Here is a 19,218-nt window from a genome sequence, read left to right as displayed (position 1 = left end):
TAGTCGCCCCTCGCGCGAGTGTTACCGTTAGCGGGCCGAAATCAGGTATGGCCGCTAGCCGACTGATCTTTTGCCGAAAAAAAAGACAGTTGCGACTGGCGCACCTCAACTTGGCGGAAAACCGGTTCGTTTAGTTCCAAGGCCTGTTCTGCCGCACAATCGGGCAGATGCGGGCCTGGAGAGACGCTGCGCCCCCCGATGGCTGGGAACCCGGTCGGCCCTGTCGCGTTAGGCGGGCTTTTTCGGCCCTATCCCTGACGCAGAATCTGCCTTTCGCGGGCCATGACCCACAGCGTCGACAGGATCGAACCCGCCGAAACCACCACCATGATCGCCAGCAAGGGCGCGGCCCCGGCGTCGTCATGCAGAAAGACTCCGGCCAAGGCAGCAAGGCCTGCGCCGCCCGCGACCGCCATTGAGCCGCCCAGACCGCTGGCCGTTCCGGCCAGTTCGGGCCGCACGCTCATCATGCCGGCATTGGCATTGGGCAGAAGCATGCCGTTGCCCAGCCCCATGAAGGCAACCGAGCCGAAGAACACCAGTGGCGATTGCGCGCCGCTCAGGTCAGCCAGCAGTGCCAGCCCCAGCGGCAGCGTGGCGATCACCCCGCCCGCAAGGATCATTCGGTTCATCCCGATCCGGGTCGAGAAGCGCGCCGAGGTGAAGTTCCCCAGCGCGTAGCCAAGCGAGGGCGCCGCAAACCAGTAACCGACCTCGGCCGGGGTCAGATGCAGCACCTTCTGCCCGACAAAGGGTGCACCGCCCAGATAGGCATAGAAGGCTCCGGCGCTCATGGTGGCGGCCAGCGAATAGCCCCAGAAGCGATGCGAGCGTGCCAGCTTGGGATAGCTTGCGATCTGCTGGCGCAGCGGCGTGCCCGCGCCTCGGGCGGTCTCGGACAGGTCGAACCAGCACAGGACAAAGACCGCGCAGCCCAGCACGCCCATGGTCACGAAGCTCGCGCGCCAGCCAAAGCTTTCGTCCAGCACACCGCCAATGGTCGGCGCGATCATCGGGACCAGCGACATGCCCATGGTGACATAGCCGATCATGCTGGCGGCGCGCTCGGCCGGGACCATGTCGCGCACGACGGCACGGCTGAGGACAAAGCCCGTGGTGATCACCGCCTGAACCATGCGGAAGAACAGGAACCAGCCCGCCGTTGGCGCCAGCAATGTGCCCAGCGTCGCCATCAGGAAGATCGCAAAGGCACCCAGCAGCACCGGCCTGCGTCCGATCAGGTCGCTGATCGGACCGCAAAGCAGCTGCAAAACCGCGCTGACCCCCAGAAAGGCCGAAACCGACAGCTGCATCACGGCGTAATCCACGCCGAAATCCCGCGCCATGCCGGGCAGCGAGGGCAGGAAGATGTTCATTGAAAGCGCGCCGACACCGGTGATCGACACCAGCGTCAGCAGGCTGGGCCGCCGGGCGGCCGGTTCAGGTTGCGGCGTCATGCCGATCTATTCGCGCGTCTCCGCGGGAATGACAACGGGCTGATTGTATGGAAGTGCTTCTTCGTGGTGCGAGGAACCACCGAAGTTCGAAAAGATCAGAAAGGCCCCTAGGCAGATCAGGCCAAAGCCCAGCATGACGTTCCAGGTGATCTTCTCGCCCAGATAAAGCCACGAGAAGATGACAAAGACCGACAGGCTGATCACCTCTTGGATGGTCTTCAACTGGGCGGCGTTGAAATGTCCGTAACCGATGCGGTTCGCGGGAACCTGCAGCAGGTATTCGAAAAACGCGATGCCCCAGCTGACCAGCACGACGATGAACAGCGGTGCGGCCTTGAACTTCAGGTGCCCATACCAAGCGAAGGTCATGAACACGTTCGAGGCCAGCAGCAGCCCAACGGTGGTGACGGGAACGGGCAGGTTCATTCCGAACGGTCCCAGCTGCGGTGTTTTTCAAGATTGCCGAAGCGGGTGAAGCGGCCCTCGAAGGACAGTTCCACCGTGCCGATCGGCCCGTGACGTTGCTTGCCGATGATGACCTCGGCCTTGCCATGGCAGGATTCCATAATCTGTTGCCATGCGGCCATCTTGTCCAGCTCATGATCGGCGGGCTTTTCGCGTTCGCGATAATATTCCTCGCGGAAAACGAACATCACGATATCGGCGTCCTGCTCGATCGAGCCGGATTCGCGCAGGTCGGACAGCTGCGGACGTTTGTCCTCGCGGTTTTCGACGGCCCGCGACAGCTGCGACAGCGCAATGACCGGGATATCCAATTCCTTGGCAATGGCCTTGAGCCCCTGCGTGATCTCGGAAACCTCGTTCACCCGGCTGTCCTTGGCCGAAGCGGCGCGCAGCAGCTGCAGGTAGTCGACGATCAGCACATCCAGCCCCATCGTCCGCTTCAGCTTGCGGGCGCGGGCGGCCAGTTGGTTGATCGGCAGGGCGGGGGTGTCGTCGATGTAAAGCGGGCAGTTCTGCAGGTCATGCGCGGCTTTGACGAAGCGGCGGAACTCGTCCTCGGTCATGTCGCCGCGACGGATCGACTCACTGGGAACCTCGGCGGCTTCGGACAGGATCCGCGCGGCCAACTGTTCGGCCGACATCTCGAGGCTGAAGAAGCCGACGACGCCCCCGGTCAGCGTACCCTCGGTCCCGTCGGGCAATTGACCCTTGCGGTGGACCTTGGCGACGTTGAAGGCGATGTTGGTGGCCAGCGAGGTTTTCCCCATCGAGGGACGCCCGGCCAGAATGATCAGGTCCGAACGGTTCAGACCGCCCATCTTGGCATCAAGGTCGATCAGGCCCGAGGAAACGCCCGAAAGCCCGCCGCCCCGGCTGAAGGCCGCATTCGCCGCCGTCAATGCGCCGCTGACTGCGGACAGAAAGCTTTGAAAGCCGCGCTCGGCGACGCCCTGTTCGCCCAGCTTGTACAGGACCTGCTCGGCTTCCTTGATCTGTTCTTCGGCCGAATCCGACACCGAGACGGTCGAGGCCCGCGCAGCAATGTCCTGACCCAGGCTGATCAGGTCGCGACGCATCGCGAATTCGCGGATCATCTGGGCATAATCGCGCGCCGCATGGGACGAGATCGCCGCCCCGGCCAGCCGCGCCAGATAGGGCGGGCCGCCCAATTCCTTGAGCCCCGCGTCATTTTCCATGAAGGCCTTGATCGTCACCGGGCTGGCCAGTGCGTTCCGGGCGATGCGCTCAATGCTGATCTCATAGATGCGGCGGTGAACCGGATCGTAGAAATGCCGCGGCTGGATGATGCGCGAGACGTGGTCATAGACCTCGTTATTGGTCAGCAGCGCACCCAGCAGCTGCTGCTCTGCCTCGATCGAGAAAGGCACCGCTTGCGCGGCGACGGCCTCGGCGATTTCGCTGGGGTTTCTGATTTCGACGGCGCGTAGCTCGCTCATCCCTTGATGGCTCCGGATGTTCGACTCGGGTGAGGGTTGTTATCCACCTTAGATGGAAGGCGGTCCATCTGGATATCCTGTGGATAGGCTGGGGACAAGATTGCCGCCCGCGGCGATGTGGCACGGGCGGCTTCTATACTTGGATAACGGTGAAGATCTGGGCGCGGCGAACGGACTTTCACCGTTTCACAAATACCCATTCTTGCTTGCGGGCAGAGGTCGCGCCCCGATCAGGGGTGGGCGGCCTGCCAGGCGCGGGGATCGGTCAGGAAGCTTTCGACCTCGGCCAGCGTTTCCTGATCGTAGAAACCCTGCGTCTTGGCTTCGGCCAGAACGTCCCACCAGGTGCACAGGTGGTGCAGTTGCACGCCGTGATCGGCAAGGCGCTGCGTGGTTTCCGGGAAAATGCCGTAATAGAAGATCACCGCCGTATGGGCGCAGCTTGCCCCGGTCTCGCGGATCGCATCGACGAAGCTAAGCTTCGAGCCGCCATCGGTGGTCAGGTCCTCGACCAGCAGCACGCGCTGGCCTTCGGTCATGGCGCCTTCAATGCGGGCGTTGCGGCCGTAACCTTTGGGCTTCTTGCGCACATAGGTCATCGGCAGTTCCAGCCGCTCGGCGACGAAAGCCGCAAAGGGGATGCCCGCCGTCTCGCCACCGGCGATATTGTCGAAGGCGTCGAAGCCCGCATCGCGCAGCACCGTCGCCGACAGGAAATCCATCAGCGTCGAGCGGATGCGCGGGAAGCTGATCAGCTTGCGGCAATCGATATAGGTCGGGCCCTTGAGGCCGGAGGCATAGGTATAGGGCTCGGCCGCGTTGAAGTGGACGGCCTTAATTTCCAGAAGCATCCGGGCGGTCAGGCGGGCGATTTCCTCGCGCGGGGGGAAGGGCAGGGTCATGCGGGGTCCTCGACATGCCAGTAGAGCGGGAAGCCGGGATCGAACACGGTGACGGTCTCGTCTCCGGCAGGGATATGGGTCGGATAGGTCGCGGGCGTGTCGCGTTTGACCAGACGGATCATGTCCTCATTTGCGGGCAGGCCGTAGAAGGCCGGGCCGTTGAGCGAGGTGAAGCCTTCCAGCCGGTCCAGCGCGCCGTCTTCCTCGAAGACCTGAGCGAGGATCGACATGGTGTTCGGTGCGGTGAAGCAACCGGCGCAACCGCAGGCCGATTCCTTGGCGCGGTCCGGATGCGGGGCCGAGTCGGTGCCCAGGAAGAAGCGCTGATCCCCCGAGGTCGCGGCGCGGCGCAGCGCCAGCCGGTGGCTTTCGCGCTTGGCGACGGGCAGGCAGTAGTAATGCGGCTTGATGCCGCCGACCAGGATATGGTTGCGGTTGATCACCAGGTGATGGGTGGTGATGGTCGCGCCGATATTCTGGTTCGCGCTGACATAGTCCACGCCGTCCGAGGTAGTGATGTGTTCCATCACCACGCGCAGACCGGGGGTCGCGCGGCGGATCGGGTCCAGCACCTTGTCGATGAACACGGCCTCGCGGTCAAAGATGTCGACGGCGGGATCGGTGACTTCGCCATGGGTGCAAAGCGGGATGCCGGCCTCGGCCATGGCTTCCAGCACCGGGCGGACCTTGTCGAAATCACGCACGCCCGAGGCGGAATTGGTGGTGGCCCCTGCCGGGTAAAGCTTGACCGCCGAGATGATTCCATCGCGGTGAGCAGCGATCAGATCGGCCGGATCGGTGGTCTCGGTCAGGTAGATCGTCATCAAAGGACGTAGCGTCACTTCTGGCGGCAGGGCCGCCAGAATGCGGTCGCGATAGGCTGCCGCCTGTGCCCCGGTCACCACCGGCGGAACAAGGTTCGGCATGATGATCGCCCGGCCGAAATGGCCGGAATATGCTGCAACTGCGGCCAGCATCTCGCCATCGCGAAGATGCAGATGCCAGTCGTCGGGGCGGCGGAGCGTCAGGGAATTTGTCATGGCATCCCTCTATACCGACGGTCCGGTCATGAAAATAGGGGCTGTGCGTCTGACGAAGGAATGACTTGGCATTCCGCCTCGCGAGTCGCAGATTCAACAAAGGGGGGCAGTGAAAGCGGAGTTGCGAATGGCATACGGCAGGCTGAACCCGTTCGGGCTGGGCAATCCTGTGCTGCTTTGGCAGCAGATGGCGCGCATCGGCTGGGAATCGCAGATGGTCATCGCGATGCGCATGGCGGGAATGATGGGCATGGTGCCGCAGGACGCGGCCGAACCGACGCGCATGGTCGCCGAAAAGGCCGATGCGGCGTCCGAGGCGATGTTTGCGGCGCTGAAATCGGCAGGGCGGGGTGACCGCGCTGACCAAGTGATGGCGGCGGCCTTGCGGCCCTACCGGCGGCGCACCAAGGCCAATGTCAGGCGGCTGACGAAAAAGACCTGAGGCAGCCCCTGAAATGCGAAACGCGCCCCGAAAGGGGCGCGTTCGTCATTCGATCGGGCGTGATCAGATCAGCTTGCCCATCGCGACGGCGGTATCCGACATGCGGTTCGAGAAACCCCATTCGTTGTCGTACCAGGTCAGGATGCGGCAAAGTTTGCCTTCCATGACCTTGGTCTGGTCCATGTGGAAGACCGAGCTGTGCGGGTCGTGGTTGAAGTCGGTCGAGACCAGCGGCTCCTCGGTGTAACCCAGAATGCCTTTCAGCGGACCATTGGCGGCAGCCTTGATCGCGGCGTTGATTTCCTCGACCGAGGTGTCGCGGGCGGCTTCAAAAGTCAGGTCGACGACCGAGACGTTCGGGGTCGGCACGCGGATCGCGACGCCGTCCAGACGGCCTTTCAGCTCCGGCAGCACCAGGCCCACGGCCTTGGCGGCACCGGTCGAGGTCGGGATCATCGACAGCGCCGCGGCGCGGGCGCGGTACAGATCCTTGTGCATCGTGTCCAGCGTGGGCTGGTCGCCGGTATAGCTGTGGATCGTGGTCATGAAGCCACGGGTGATGCCGATGGTGTCGTTCAGCACCTTGGCGACCGGCGACAGGCAGTTGGTGGTGCAGCTGGCGTTCGAGACGACGATATCGTCCTTGGTCAGCGTGTCGTGGTTCACACCGAAGACGATGGTCTTGTCGGCATTGTCGCCGGGGGCCGAGATCAGCACGCGTTTCGCGCCGGTCGACAGATGCGCCTGCACCTTTTCTTTCGAGGTGAAGATGCCGGTGCATTCCATGATGACATCGACGTCACCCCAGGGCAGCTCGGCGGGGTTGCGGATCGCGGTGACCTTGATCGGCCCGCGGCCGACATCGATCGAATCCGCAGTGGTCGTGACCTTGGCCGGGAAGCGCCCGTGAACCGAGTCGTAGCGCAGCAGATGGGCATTGGTTTCCACCGGGCCCAGATCGTTGATTGCGACGACCTCGATATCGGTGCGGCCCGATTCGATGATCGCGCGCAGAACGTTCCGACCAATACGGCCAAAACCGTTGATTGCCACCTTTACAGCCATGGGGTCCCTCCGGGCGCTGATGATGTTCGGGTGGCAGATAGCGCGCAATCGCCGGAGAATGCAAATGGCTGAAACCGGGATTGCACCAAAAGTTTTGTCAAATAACCATGTTAGCGCCCAGAGTTTTCAGCGCTTTCGCGGGTGAATGGGATGTTAGCGCCAGAAACTCAGATATTCGATCAGCGTGGCAAACTGCTTTCCCAGAAAGACCGGCAGTGTTCCCTGAAAGAATACCGCGTCCAGAACGAACAGGGTCAGAATCAGCAGGCCCAGACAAAGGGCGATTACATTGGTCATCAGCGCGTCCCGGCTGGAAACTTTGGACCAGAGCTAGGCGACCGGGCGGGCATGGGCAAGCGTTCAGTCCAACCCTTGCCCGGCATCGTCGCTGTCCTGCGCGATCAGGAACAGGTCGCCATCGGCCTCCATCCGGCGGATCGTGGTGACGACATTGTTCATCGCGATCTCGGCATCCTTGGCGGTGACGGCATTGGTATTCTCGACCTCTTCGCGGATGCTTTCGGCCAGCCGCGAGGGCAGGCCCGAGAGCAGGAATTCCACCGTCGGCTTGTTGCGGCCCTTGGCCCCGGCCATGGCGGTGATCATGATCGGGCCCTCGACCTCACGTGTGATACGGGGAATGTCGCGCGGATCGACGCGGGTCGGGATATTGGCCCAGGTGAAGATGGTCTTGCGCACCTCGGTCGCGAATTCGGCGTCATCGTCATCCAGCCCGGCCAGAACGTCGTCGCGGGTCGTGGCGGGTGAGCCGTTCAGGATCGCGCCGACCTTGTCGACCACCTTGCCCTCGATCGCGGGGCGCGGCACGGCGTCGGCGGCCTGGATCAGCGCCCGGCCAATGCGGTGCAGGGCCTTTTCCTCGATCATGCCGGTCAGCGACATCGCATAGGCGATCTGGCGCGAGCGTTGGGAATCCAGCAGCCCGAACACCTCGGCCGCGCGCGGCACCGGCAGTTTTGAGAACATCACCGCCGCAATCTCGATCGCTTCGGTCCGGGCCAGTTCGGCCAGCAATTGCGGGGTGAAGTGGGCAATACGCTCCCACGGGTCGCCCGAGCCATTCAGCGCAGCCAGACGGCGCAGCCTATCGGTGGTATCGGCAGAGAGATGCCCGTCCAACAGGTCCAGCGTGCCGTCGATATCACCGGGAAAGCTGAGTCCCACGGCTTCGAGCCGGTCGCAGAATTCGGCGATGACGGTATTGCGCGTGTCGCGGTCGACCAGACCCATCAGCGCCATTTCCTGCGCCAGATCGGTCTGCAACCCCGGCGGGATGCGCGACAGGTCCAGATCCTCGCCTTCGCCCAGTACGACGCGGACGATGATCGCGGCTTTCTGCCGGGCGCTGAGCGCGGGATTTGCGGGTTGTGGGATCATGTGACGGCCCCCGATTCCTAGGTCTCGGGGGCAGTCTGACATCAATTCAAGAACGGTCGGTTAATGCGCGCCGTTTTCACCGAAGACACGGCGGAAAATCGTGTCGACATGCTTGGTGTGATAGCCCAGATCGAACTTTTCCTCGATCTCGGCGGGGGACAGCGCGGCGGTGACTTCGGCATCGGCCAGCAGCTCGGTCTTGAAGTCCGCGCCTTGTTCCCAGACCTTCATCGCGTTGCGCTGGACCAGACGATAGGCGTCCTCACGCGACACGCCAGCCTGCGTCAGTGCCAGCAGCACGCGTTGCGACATGACCAGCCCTTTGAACTTGTTCATGTTCCGCAGCATGTTTTCCGGATAGACGACCAGCTTTTCGACGACGCCAGCCAGACGGTTCAGCGCGAAATCCAGCGTGATCGTCGCATCGGGGCCAATGGCACGCTCGACCGAGGAATGGCTGATGTCGCGTTCATGCCAAAGCGCCACGTTCTCCATCGCCGGGATCACGGCCATGCGAACCAGACGGGCAAGGCCGGTCAGGTTTTCGGTCAGCACCGGATTGCGCTTGTGCGGCATGGCCGACGAGCCCTTCTGGCCGGGGCTGAAGAATTCTTCGGCTTCCAGCACCTCGGTGCGCTGCATGTGGCGGATTTCGATGGCGACGTTCTCGATCGACGAGGCGATGACGCCCAGCGTCGCAAAGAACATGGCGTGACGGTCGCGCGGAATGACCTGCGTGCTGATCGGCTCGGGCTTCAGGCCCAGTTTCGCGCAGACATGTTCCTCGACCGCCGGGTCGATATTGGCGAAGGTGCCGACAGCGCCCGAGATCGCGCCGGTGGCGATCTCCTCGCGTGCGGCGACCAGACGGGCGCGGTTGCGGTCCATCTCGGCATAGAAGCGGGCGAAGGTCAGGCCCATCGTGGTCGGCTCGGCATGGATGCCGTGGCTGCGACCGATGCGGACGGTGTCTTTATGCTCAAAGGCGCGGGTCTTCAGCGCGGTCAGAACGCGGTCCATATCGGCCAGCAGGATGTCGGCGGCGCGGACCAGTTGCACGTTCAGCGTGGTGTCCAGCACGTCCGAGCTGGTCATGCCTTGGTGAACGAAGCGGGCCTCATCGCTTCCGATATGCTCGGCCAGATGGGTCAGGAACGCGATAACGTCATGTTTTGTAACGGCTTCGATCTCGTCGATGCGGGCGACATCGAACTGGACATCGCGGGCTTTCCAGACCGCTTCGGCATTCGCGCGCGGGATCACGCCCAGATCGGCCTGAGCGTCGCAGGCATGGGCCTCGATCTCGTACCAGATCTTGAACTTGGTTTCGGGCGACCAGATGGCGACCATTTCGGGGCGGGAATAGCGCGGGATCATCGGATTCTCCTGTATTTGCGGGGCTTTTAGCCGTCAAACCCCTTGCCCGCAACCGCGCTGCACGCATGATGCCGACATGAGCGAGATCCTACAGAAGCATCTGGGCTTTGCGCCCTGGACCGACCCCCGCACGCGGCGTCTGCCGGGGACGGTTCCCGTGACCGAGGATGATTGGCTGGTGCAGGACGACGCATTCGCCAAGCAATTGGAATTGCGGGAAAAGCTGATCGTCGAGCGTACACAGGCTGTCCACCGGCTGCAGACAGGCTGTACACCGGCGGCGCAGGAACTTTACGACTGGATCATGCGGCTGCTGCCCGCGCGCGGCTATGACATGGGAGAGGTCATTCGCCGTCCCGATGGCGGGATGGTGCGTGCCGACCGTGATCAGCCCTTGCTGACCTTGGGGCGGCTGGTGGCCGAAGACCTGTGCCTGATGGTGCCGGGCGAGGGCGATGAGCATATCCTTGGCGGCGCGATCCTGTGCTTTCCGGCGGGCTGGACGCTGGAGCAGAAGTTCATGCGGCCGATGATGCGCATCCACAAACCGGTGGCAAAATATACCGAGGATGTGGGTAAGCGGGTGCAGCGCCTGCTGGATGGCATCCGGCCGGGGATCGGGATGATGCGGGGGACCGCGCATCATTCCAACGCGCCCCTGCACAATCCCCGGACCGAGGAGCAGGGCCGCGCCCCCGAAGGCGCGCTGCCCTTCATCCGGGTTGAGCGGCAATGCCTGTTCCGGCTGCCGGAAACCGGGGCTGTGGTGTTTTCCATCCATACCTCGGTGATCCGGCCCGAGGATCTGAGCCCTGAGCAGCAGGCGGCGCTGGAGGAATTCCCGATTCGCGAGGCAGCATGAACTGCCGAGCTATTCGCCAGACGCGGACCCGCCTTGCATCCTGCGACATTGTGTCGCCAAGGTGCGGCCCACAATTCTGACATCCAAGCAATTCATCAAGAGGGCAGATGATGCCGACGCTTTTCGATCCGCTGACGCTGGGCGCAGTGACACTGAAAAACCGCATCGTGATGGCGCCGTTGACGCGCAGCAGGGCGGTCGATGATCGCGTCCCCAATACCTTGATGGCCGAATATTACGGCCAGCGCGCCGAGGCCGGGCTGATCCTGTCCGAGGCAACGGCCGTGACGCCGATGGGTGTGGGTTACGCCAATACGCCGGGCATCTGGAGCGATGCGCAGGTCGAGGGCTGGAAGCAGGTCACCAAGGAAGTGCATGACCGCGGTGGGCTGATCTTTCTGCAATTGTGGCATGTCGGGCGGATTTCGGACCCGATCTTCCTTGACGGGGCGGCTCCGGTCGCACCAAGCGCGATCAAGCCTGCCGGCACGGTCAGCCTTGTCCGTCCGAAGCGCGAATATGTGACGCCCCGGGCACTGGAAACCAATGAGATTGCGGGAGTGGTCGAGGCCTATCGCCTTGGTGCGGAAAACGCCAAGCGCGCCGGTTTCGACGGCGTCGAGATCCATGCCGCCAATGGCTATCTGCTGGACCAGTTCCTGCAGGACAGCACCAACCAGCGCACCGACGCCTATGGCGGCTCGCTGGAGAATCGCACGCGGCTGCTGGAAGAAGTCACCGATGCCGCGATCGGCATCTGGGGCGCGGACCGGGTTGGTGTCCACCTGTCGCCGCGTGGCGATCAGCATGACATGGGCGACAGCGATCCCCGGGCGCTGTTCGTGCGCGTGGCGGAACAGATGCGCCAGCGTGGCGTCGCTTTCCTTGCGCTGCGCGAGCATCTGGCACCGGACAGCGTGCTGGGCGACGTGAAGGCGGCCTTTGGCGGCCCGGTCATTGCCAATGAGCGCCTGTCGCGCGAGGCGGCGGCAGAGCTGGTGGCCGAGGGCCGTGCCGATGCGGTGGCCTTTGGCGTCAATTTCATCGCCACGCCCGATCTGCCGCGCCGTCTGCGCGATGGGCTGGACCTGAACCCCGTCGATCCCGCGACCTTCTATACCAGCGGCGCCGAGGGCTATACCGACTATCCCTTTGCCGAGGAACTGGCCTGAGCGAAAAGGAAAGGGCGCCGCGCGGCGCCCTTTTTTTCCTGAAATCAGGGGTTGGATTGAAGCGACGTGCGTGTGCGTCCCGATGCAGGCCCCGGTTGGAAAGATCCCCAAATGCTCACTCGACAATTTATACAGTTTACCTGTATAAATTGTCGTACTCACTTGAAGGGATCGACTATGCCTGCCGATCAAAAAGAGGTGGTTCGCCGCTTCAACATCGAGGTCATACAAAATGGCAACGAAACCGCATTCCGTGCCTTGATGGCTGCCGATTTTATCAATCACTCTGCGCCGCAAGGAATGCCGAACGGCCCGGAAAGCATGTGGAATACCTTCCAGCATGTTCTTCGCCCGGCTCTTTCACACCTGACGGTGACGCTTCACGACCAGATCTCCGAGGGGGATAAGGTCACCACCCGGAAGACCATAAGCGGCGTTCATACAGGCACCTTTATGGGCGTTCCTGCGACAGGGCGGGACGTTGCGATCAGCGTTATAGACATTGTGCGGGTTCAAGACGGAAAATATGCCGAGCATTGGGGGGTGAACACCTTGCCGAATGTGCTTGCCGCATTGTCGAAGGCTTGATCCGGCAGTCAGCACAGCCGCTCGATAACGAGAATCGCTGCCGCAAGGGTTCGTTTGTCCTGCTCGGACAGGCGCTCCTCGATCAGGTCGGCGATCTGCCACGTTCGAGCTTCGCGCGAGCTGGAGAGTTTTTCCTGCCCTTTGGGGGTGATAGAGAGAAGTTGGCTGCGCCCATCCGCTGGATTGGGCAATTTGCTGATCAGGCACTCAGCCTCCAACTGAGCGGCAACCAATCGCATGCTTTGATGCCTTACATTGCGACGATCTGCGAGTTCGGCAACACTGAGCGGCCCGGCCCGATCCAGAAGCGACAGCGTTTCCGACTGGGGAGTGGTCGGGGTATTTGCCTGTGTCTTTACGCCACGAACAAATCTGCCGAGCGTGATCCGAAGACTTTCCGCAAGCGCAAGCGCGTCGGAACGGTTCTCGGCGCTGGCTTCTTTGCTTGGCATTTTTGTTTCCTGCAGTTGAAAGATGCGCCGCATCTTTCCTTAGGCCGAGAGGCACGGGAGACGGAATAGCGTTCCGGTCTTGGTGCCTATCCAACATTCCGCATTTCAGATCACGCGGTCCTGTCGGGCATGGCCCTATTGCACCGCTATCACGACGTCAGATTACCGGTGCGCAGTTGCTGGCGATAGCGCGTCTGGCTGTTTTTCAGATGCCTTACCATGGCCTGCCGCGCGGCCTCGGGGTCGGTCATCTGGATCGCGGCGAGGATCGCGCCATGCTCCTGTTCCAGCAGGCGAACGTAATCCGGGCTGACCGGAACCTCGCCTTCCTTGTTCAGCATCCGGCGCGGGATCATCGCGGCGCCGATCAGCTGCAGCATCTCGGGGAAGCGGGGATTGTTCGTCGCTTTCGCAATGGCGAGGTGAAAGGCGAAATCGGCCTCGGCCGTGGGCTTGTTCTGGCGGGCCAGATCGGTCAGGCGCTGATAGGCCTCGATGATCTCTTCCTCTTGCGCGGCAGAATGGCGGGTGGCGGCCAAAGCCGCGCCGTCGCCTTCAAGCGCGGTGCGCAGTTCAAGGATTTCGATGATCGAGGACACCCGGTCGGGGTCCACGTCGCGAAAGGCGGGCGCGGTTTCCGAGGGCGGCAGGACAAAGACCCCCGCGCCCTGTTTCGGTTCGACCACGCCATCGGCGCGAAGGGCGGCAATCGCCTCGCGCACGACGGTGCGACTGACGCCGAAATCCTGCGTCAGGCGCGATTCCGATGGCAGGCGGTCGCCGGGCTTGTATTCGCCCGCCTGAATCTGGCGGCGCAATTCGTCGCGCACGGTCACGACCAGTGTCGGGCCGGGCTGGGTCACGCCGTCATCCGCTTTCATCCTTGGCTTCATCCCTGTTGGGTTCCGAGGCAGGTCATGTATCGGATTTCTGATAGATCGGGTAGGTGGTGAACACGCCGCCCTGATAGACCAGCACCGGGTCGTCATCGGCCGGGCGCGGCACGGTGGCGTCGATCTGGGCACGGAAGCTTTCCGCATTGTCGCGGGGCTGCCACAGATCGGCGATATGGCTGTTGTCCCACCAGCCCGCGTCATTGTTCGACGCGCCCCAGATCACCGGGCAGCCAAGGCTGGGGGCGGCAAAGACCGCGCCGATCAGCGACAGGAAGTCCTCATGCGAGAACCAGCTGCCCAGCATCCTGTGGTTTTGCGGTTCCGGCGTGCAAGAGCCGATGCGGACCAGCGCGGTTTCCTGCCCGAACTTGTCGAAATAAAGCCGCGCCACCGCCTCGCCGAAGATCTTCGAGACGCCGTACAGACTGTCGGGGCGGAAGGTGCAGTCGGGGCCAAGGCGCTCGCTTTGCTTGTGAAAGCCGACGGTGTGGTTCGAGCTGGCAAAGATGATGCGCGGCTGGCCGTTCAGGCGCGCGGCCTCATACAGGTTGTAAAGGCCGATGATATTGCCCTGCAGGATCGGGTCGAAGGGGCGCTCGACCGAGATGCCGCCCAGATGCAGGATGCCGTCGCAGCCCGCGACCATGGCATTGACCGCCGCGGCATCCGCCAGATCGCATTGCACCACGTCATCGCCGGGCAGGGTGTCGGGCACCGGGACGATATCGGCAAGGCGAAGGCTTTCGGCCATGTCGCGCAGGCGCGGCGTCAGCGCGCGGCCCAATCCGCCTGCGGCCCCGGTGATCAACAGTCGCTTCAGCATGAATCCTAACTCCCGGAAGAAATCCCCAACCCATCGCGGCAAAGGGTCTGTCCGGTGCCGGTTCCTTCCGGCGACAGGACTTCTCCCGTCTTGCCGTCAGATGGTCCTTGCTGTAGTCAACACATAATACAAGGTCTGTCAACCTATATGACATTACGCAGCACGGAGGATACTATGCTGACCGTCGAGACCCGCCAAGCCGTCAATCCCGAATATGCCAAGACCATGGATACCGAGGCATTGCGCCGCAACTTCCTGGCCTCGGACATGTTCCGCGACGGCGAGATCCGCCTGATCTACACCCATTACGATCGCTTCGTCATGGGCGGCGCGGTGCCGGCAGGCGGCAGCCTTGTGCTGGATGTCGTCGCCGAGACCAAAACCCCAAGTTTCCTTGACCGCCGCGAGATGGGCATCGTCAATGTCGGCGATACCGGAACGGTCGAGGCGGGCGGCGAAAGCTGGACGCTTGAGCGTGGCGATGTGCTGTATCTGGGCATGGGTGCAGGCGCTGTGACCTTTGGTGGTCAGGGGCGCTTCTACATCACCTCTTGCCCGGCGCATCACACCTATCCGAACAAGCTGGTCCGCCTGTCGGACAGCAAGGAAGTCAAACTGGGCGCGGCCGAGACCTCGAACAAGCGCACCATCAATCAATTCATCCACCCGCTGGTCATGGAAAGCTGCCAGCTGATCCTTGGCTATACCACGCTTGAGGACGGCTCGGTTTGGAACACCATCCCCAGCCACATCCATGACCGCCGCATGGAGGCCTATCTGTATTTCGGCATGGAGCCGCAATCGCGCGTGCTGCACCTGATGGGCGAGCCGCAGGAGACCCGCCACCTGTTCATCGGCAACGAAGAGGGCGCGATTTCTCCGCCGTGGTCGATCCATTCGGGCGCGGGCATCGGCTCCTATACGTTCATCTGGGCGATGGCGGGCGATAACGTCGACTATACCGATATGGACTTCATTCAGCCGGGGGATCTGCGTTGAGCCCGTTTTCGCTGGAAGGTCGCAAGGCGCTGGTCACCGGTGCCAATACCGGGCTGGGGCAGGCGATCGCCTTGGGCCTGGCGCAAGCCGGGGCCGAGGTGGTCTGCGCCGCGCGCCGCGATGTCGATGAAACTCTGTCGCTGATCTCGGCGGCAGGGGGCAAGGGCCACGGCCTGATGCTGGATTTCGTCGATCCGATGGCGGCGAAGGACACGTTTGCCGGGCAGGGCTATGACATCCTGATCAACAATGCCGGGATCATCCGCCGCGCCGATGCCGTCGAGTTCAGCGAGGCCGATTGGGACGACGTGATCGACGTCAACCTGAAGGCGGTGTTCTTTACCTGTCAGGCATTTGCCAAGGAGTTGGTTGGGCAGGGCAAGCCCGGCAGCATCGTCAACATCGCCTCGCTGCTGAGCTTTCAGGGTGGCATTCGCGTGCCGTCCTACACGGCCAGCAAGCATGGCGTGGCGGGTCTGACCAAGCTGATGGCGAATGAATGGGCGGCCAAGGGCGTCAACGTCAACGCCATCGCGCCGGGCTATATCGAGACCAACAACACCGAGGCCCTGCGCAACGATCCTGACCGCAACCGCGCGATTCTGGACCGTATCCCAGCCGGGCGCTGGGGTAATCCCGAGGATATCGCCGGCACGGCGGTGTTCCTGTGCTCCAAGGCGGCGGCCTATGTGCATGGCGCGGTGCTGAACGTCGATGGCGGTTGGCTGGCCCGCTAAGGGCCAGTAGGCGCGCTGCGCAACTTATCACACAAGTTATATGATAAGTTGTTGACAGCGCGCCGCCGCATGGCGTATCCGAAGTCGAACCCATAACCCTGAGGACATCACCATGACGCCCGAACAGCTTAAGGTCGCTCTTGGCTCCGGCCTGCTTTCCTTCCCGGTCACCCATTTCGACGCCGAAGGCAATTTCGCGGGCGACAGCTATCGCGCCCATGTCGAATGGCTGGCGGGTTACGACGCCCCCGTGCTGTTCGCAGCCGGCGGCACCGGCGAGTTCTTCTCGCTTGCTCCGCGCGAGATCCCCGAGATTGTTGCCGCTGCCAAGGAAGTTGCTGGCAAGACCGCCATCGTCTCGGGCTGCGGCTACGGCACTGAAATGGCTGTCGAAATCGCGCAATCGGTCGAGAAAGTCGGCGCTGACGGCATCCTGCTGCTGCCGCATTACCTGATCGACGCGCCGCAAGAGGGCCTTTACGCCCACGTCAAGAAAATCTGTGACTCGGTCGATTTCGGCGTCATGGTCTACAACCGCGACAACGCCGTTCTGACCGCCGACACGCTGGCCCGCCTGTGCGACGCCTGCCCGAATCTGGTCGGCTTCAAGGACGGCACCGGCGATATCGGTCTGGTCCGCCAAATCACCGCGAAAATGGGCGACCGTCTGACCTATCTGGGCGGCATGCCGACGGCGGAACTGTTCGCGGAAGCCTATCTGGGCGCTGGCTTTACCACCTATTCCTCGGCCGTGTTCAACTTTGTTCCCGGTCTGGCGAATGAGTTCTACAGCGCGCTGCGCGCCGGTGATCGTGCGACCTGCGAGCGTATCCTGAACGACTTCTTCTATCCGTTCATGGCGATCCGCAACCGCGCCAAGGGCTATGCCGTTTCGGCCATCAAGGCGGGCGTCCGTCTGCAGGGCTTCAACGCGGGTCCGGTGCGTTCGCCGCTGAAAGACCTCGATGCGGCGGAAATGGACATGATGGCCGCTCTGATCGAGCCCTATCAGCGCAAGAAAGCCGCCTGATGAAAATTGCCGCCATTCGCACGCACCTTCTGGAACATCGTCTGGAAGTGCCCTTCGAGAGTGCTTCGATGCGGTTCGACCGCCGGGCGCATGTTCTGGTCGAGGTTGAGTGTGATGACGGCACGGTGGGCTGGGGCGAATGCCTTGGCCCCGCGCGGCCCAATGCCGCGGTGGTCGCCTCCTACGCGCCCTGGCTGATCGGCCAGGACCCGCGGGCCACCGAGCGGCATTGGGCGACGCTTTACAACGCGCTGCGCGATCAAGGGCAGCGCGGACTGACCATCACGGCGCTGTCGGGGATCGACATGGCGCTGTGGGACATCAAGGGCAAAAGCCTTGGCGTCTCGGTCTCGACCCTGCTGGGCGGGCGCTGGCGCGAATCCGTGCGCGCCTATGCCACAGGCAGTTTCAAGCGTGACGGCGTGGACCGGGTTTCGGACAATGCGTCCGAGATGGCGCAGCGACGGTCCGAAGGCTTCCACGCCTGCAAGATCAAGATCGGCTTCGATCCCGCCGAGGATATGCGGGTCATCCGCGCCGTGCGTGAGGCGATCGGCCCCGACATGCGGCTGATGATCGACGCGAACCACGGCTATACGGTCGCCGAGGCGATCAAGGTCGGTCGCGCCGCCGCCGAATATGACATCGACTGGTTCGAGGAACCGGTCGTCCCCGAACAGCTTTCCTCCTATGCCGAGGTCCGCGCCGGTCAACCGATCCCGGTCGCCGGGGGCGAGACGTGGCACACGCGCTGGGGCATGAACGCAGCCCTTCAGGCGCGCGCCGTCGATATCCTTCAGCCTGACATGGCCGGTTGCGGCGGGTTGTCCGAGGCAACGAAGATCGCGGCCATCGCCAGCCTGCATGGCGTGCGCATCGTGCCGCATGTCTGGGGCACGGGCGTCCATATCGCCGCCGCCCTGCAATTCATGGCCGCGCAGACCCCCGACCCGGTGCGCGTGAACCCGGTCGAGCCGATCATGGAATTCGACCGCACCCATAACCCCTTCCGTCAGGCGGTGCTGAACACCCCGATCGAGGCCGTGAATGGGGTGGTCGCCATCCCGAACGGGCCGGGGCTGGGGATCGAGGTCAACCGCGACGCTTTGGCCGAATTCAGGATGCAAGACGCATGATCCTTCGTAAACTGACTGGTGATGCTCCGGCCGTTCCCTTTCCCAAGGGAGCGGTCGATTCACAAATGCACATGTATCTGCCGGGTTATCCGGCGCTGCCCGGTGGTCCGGGCTTGCCGCGTGATCCGCTGCCCGATGCGGATGCCTATCGACAGTTGATGGGCTGGATGGGGATCGACCGCGTCATCATCACCCAAGGCAATGCCCATCAGCGCGACAATGGCAATCTGGTCGCCTGTCTGGCCGAGATGGGCGACTGCGCCCGCGGCGTCGCGGTGATCGATGAGGCGACTTCGGACGCCGAAATCGCGCGGCTGTCGGATGCGGGCGTGGTCGGTGCGCGGATCATGGATCTGCCCGGCGGTGCGTTGAATCTGAACCACCTTGAGGCCGTGGATGCCCGCGCCCATGCGGCGGGCTGGATGGTTGCGGTGCAGTTTGACGGTTCGGACATCCTGACCCATCTGCCGCGGCTGATGGCATTGAAATCACGCTGGGTTTTCGATCATCACGGCAAGTTCTTTCGCGGTGCCGTCCCCGACAGCCCGGAAATCGACGCCGTGCTGCAACTGATTGATCGCGGCAATTGCTGGTTCAAGTTCGCTGGCGTCTATGAAAGCAGCAAGGAAAGCTGGCCTTACCGCGATATCGAGGGGCTTTCGCGCCGCATTGCTGCCCATGCACCCGAGCGCATCGTCTGGGGCACGAACTGGCCACATAACGGTATCACCCGCACCGAAGACTACCCGAATGAGGTCGAATTGGCCCAACTGGTGCTGGACTGGCTGCCCGAGGGCGCGCGCGATGCTGTCCTTGTGGGCAACCCGCAAGAACTCTATGGCCTAAAGCCTGTCTGATGGGTTATTGAACCTTGTCATAGGCCTTGGCCCAATAAAGACTGACAACTACCGAATCTGGGA

20 protein-coding genes and 1 pseudogene are annotated in these 19,218 nt (G+C 62.9%); 9 read left to right on the top strand and 12 right to left on the bottom strand.

Translation table 11 applies throughout. The features are described 5' to 3' along the window. Positions 1-248: 248 nt before the first annotated feature. The 5 genes and pseudogenes from GL300_RS01775 to pyrC all read right to left on the bottom strand — a co-directional run bounded on the left by GL300_RS01775 (position 249) and on the right by pyrC (position 5,321). Positions 249-1,457, bottom strand: coding sequence for a multidrug effflux MFS transporter (locus GL300_RS01775; protein ID WP_155037852.1), 1,209 nt, complete (start codon positions 1,455-1,457; stop codon positions 249-251). A gap of 81 nt (positions 1,458-1,538) precedes the next feature. After that, positions 1,539-1,883: pseudogene (locus GL300_RS01770) on the bottom strand (DMT family protein); the annotation flags it as partial. After that, a complete protein-coding gene (locus tag GL300_RS01765; RefSeq protein WP_155037850.1) occupies positions 1,880-3,379 on the bottom strand; it encodes a replicative DNA helicase in 1,500 nt (499 codons plus the stop codon). The pseudogene GL300_RS01770 and the gene GL300_RS01765, both read right to left, overlap by 4 nt. Before the next feature lie 230 nt (positions 3,380-3,609). Continuing rightward, on the bottom strand, positions 3,610-4,281 hold the full coding sequence (locus GL300_RS01760) for an orotate phosphoribosyltransferase (protein WP_155037849.1): 672 nt from the start codon (positions 4,279-4,281) through the stop codon (positions 3,610-3,612). Next, a complete protein-coding gene (gene pyrC, locus GL300_RS01755) occupies positions 4,278-5,321 on the bottom strand; it encodes a dihydroorotase (protein WP_155037848.1) in 1,044 nt (347 codons plus the stop codon). Before pyrC ends, GL300_RS01760 begins: the two co-directional genes overlap by 4 nt. 127 nt (positions 5,322-5,448) lie before the next feature. Here pyrC and GL300_RS01750 point away from each other — a divergent pair, with 127 nt between their 5' ends. Beyond that, the gene (locus GL300_RS01750; RefSeq protein ID WP_155037847.1) at positions 5,449-5,763 is read left to right on the top strand and encodes an antibiotic ABC transporter; all 315 of its coding nucleotides are present in this window, start codon (positions 5,449-5,451) and stop codon (positions 5,761-5,763) included. Positions 5,764-5,826: 63 nt separating this feature from the next. On the opposite strand, the gene gap is transcribed toward GL300_RS01750, so the two are convergent. The 4 genes from gap to purB form a co-directional block, all read right to left on the bottom strand. After that, positions 5,827-6,828, bottom strand: coding sequence for a type I glyceraldehyde-3-phosphate dehydrogenase (gene gap, locus GL300_RS01745; RefSeq protein WP_155037846.1), 1,002 nt, complete (start codon positions 6,826-6,828; stop codon positions 5,827-5,829). 153 nt (positions 6,829-6,981) lie between these two features. Further along, positions 6,982-7,125 carry a hypothetical protein gene (locus tag GL300_RS26125; RefSeq protein WP_170297586.1) on the bottom strand — a complete coding sequence of 48 codons (144 nt, stop codon included), beginning with the start codon at positions 7,123-7,125 and terminating at the stop codon, positions 6,982-6,984. Positions 7,126-7,188: 63 nt separating this feature from the next. Beyond that, the gene (locus GL300_RS01740; protein WP_155037845.1) at positions 7,189-8,226 is read right to left on the bottom strand and encodes a FliG C-terminal domain-containing protein; all 1,038 of its coding nucleotides are present in this window, start codon (positions 8,224-8,226) and stop codon (positions 7,189-7,191) included. Between the two features lie 60 nt (positions 8,227-8,286). Next, on the bottom strand, positions 8,287-9,603 hold the full coding sequence (gene purB / locus GL300_RS01735; protein WP_155037844.1) for an adenylosuccinate lyase: 1,317 nt from the start codon (positions 9,601-9,603) through the stop codon (positions 8,287-8,289). A 76-nt stretch (positions 9,604-9,679) separates the two neighbouring features. On the opposite strand from purB, the gene GL300_RS01730 reads away from it, so the two are divergent. The 3 genes from GL300_RS01730 to GL300_RS01720 all read left to right on the top strand — a co-directional run bounded on the left by GL300_RS01730 (position 9,680) and on the right by GL300_RS01720 (position 12,225). Beyond that, positions 9,680-10,465, top strand: coding sequence for a heme-dependent oxidative N-demethylase family protein (locus tag GL300_RS01730; protein WP_155037843.1), 786 nt, complete (start codon positions 9,680-9,682; stop codon positions 10,463-10,465). A 107-nt stretch (positions 10,466-10,572) separates the two neighbouring features. Continuing rightward, positions 10,573-11,637: an alkene reductase gene (locus GL300_RS01725; RefSeq protein WP_211594936.1), complete on the top strand. Its 1,065-nt coding sequence runs from the start codon at positions 10,573-10,575 to the stop codon at positions 11,635-11,637. Positions 11,638-11,814: 177 nt separating this feature from the next. After that, complete coding sequence (locus GL300_RS01720; protein ID WP_155037842.1) at positions 11,815-12,225, top strand: ester cyclase; 411 nt, start codon at positions 11,815-11,817, stop codon at positions 12,223-12,225. An 8-nt stretch (positions 12,226-12,233) separates the two neighbouring features. Here the strand turns inward: GL300_RS01720 and GL300_RS01715 are convergent, their stop codons facing one another. From GL300_RS01715 to GL300_RS01705, 3 genes are all read right to left on the bottom strand, one after another. Continuing rightward, a complete protein-coding gene (locus GL300_RS01715; protein WP_155037841.1) occupies positions 12,234-12,710 on the bottom strand; it encodes a MarR family winged helix-turn-helix transcriptional regulator in 477 nt (158 codons plus the stop codon). 116 nt (positions 12,711-12,826) lie between these two features. Continuing rightward, complete coding sequence (locus GL300_RS01710) at positions 12,827-13,558, bottom strand: FadR/GntR family transcriptional regulator (protein WP_155037840.1); 732 nt, start codon at positions 13,556-13,558, stop codon at positions 12,827-12,829. Positions 13,559-13,592: 34 nt separating this feature from the next. Then, the gene (locus tag GL300_RS01705) at positions 13,593-14,396 is read right to left on the bottom strand and encodes an NAD-dependent epimerase/dehydratase family protein (protein ID WP_211594934.1); all 804 of its coding nucleotides are present in this window, start codon (positions 14,394-14,396) and stop codon (positions 13,593-13,595) included. Between the two features lie 174 nt (positions 14,397-14,570). Between GL300_RS01705 and kduI the strand changes: the two genes are divergently transcribed. The 5 genes from kduI (at position 14,571) to GL300_RS01680 (ending at position 19,155) form a co-directional block, all read left to right on the top strand. Further along, positions 14,571-15,395 carry a 5-dehydro-4-deoxy-D-glucuronate isomerase gene (kduI, locus tag GL300_RS01700; RefSeq protein ID WP_155037839.1) on the top strand — a complete coding sequence of 275 codons (825 nt, stop codon included), beginning with the start codon at positions 14,571-14,573 and terminating at the stop codon, positions 15,393-15,395. Beyond that, positions 15,392-16,132, top strand: coding sequence for a 2-dehydro-3-deoxy-D-gluconate 5-dehydrogenase KduD (gene kduD, locus GL300_RS01695; RefSeq protein ID WP_155037838.1), 741 nt, complete (start codon positions 15,392-15,394; stop codon positions 16,130-16,132). The genes kduI and kduD overlap by 4 nt, the downstream gene beginning before the upstream one ends. Positions 16,133-16,244: 112 nt before the next feature. Next, positions 16,245-17,162, top strand: coding sequence for a 5-dehydro-4-deoxyglucarate dehydratase (gene kdgD, locus GL300_RS01690; protein WP_155037837.1), 918 nt, complete (start codon positions 16,245-16,247; stop codon positions 17,160-17,162). Then, positions 17,162-18,298: a mandelate racemase/muconate lactonizing enzyme family protein gene (locus GL300_RS01685; RefSeq protein WP_155037836.1), complete on the top strand. Its 1,137-nt coding sequence runs from the start codon at positions 17,162-17,164 to the stop codon at positions 18,296-18,298. Before kdgD ends, GL300_RS01685 begins: the two co-directional genes overlap by 1 nt. Further along, positions 18,295-19,155: an amidohydrolase family protein gene (locus GL300_RS01680; protein WP_211594932.1), complete on the top strand. Its 861-nt coding sequence runs from the start codon at positions 18,295-18,297 to the stop codon at positions 19,153-19,155. The genes GL300_RS01685 and GL300_RS01680 overlap by 4 nt, the downstream gene beginning before the upstream one ends. The last annotated feature ends 63 nt before the right edge of the window (positions 19,156-19,218 follow it).

Source organism: Paracoccus litorisediminis (assembly GCF_009711205.1).
Classification (GTDB): domain Bacteria; phylum Pseudomonadota; class Alphaproteobacteria; order Rhodobacterales; family Rhodobacteraceae; genus Paracoccus; species Paracoccus litorisediminis.
Note: the sequence above shows the minus strand (reverse complement) of the source record. Positions and strands in the feature narration are given on the sequence as shown.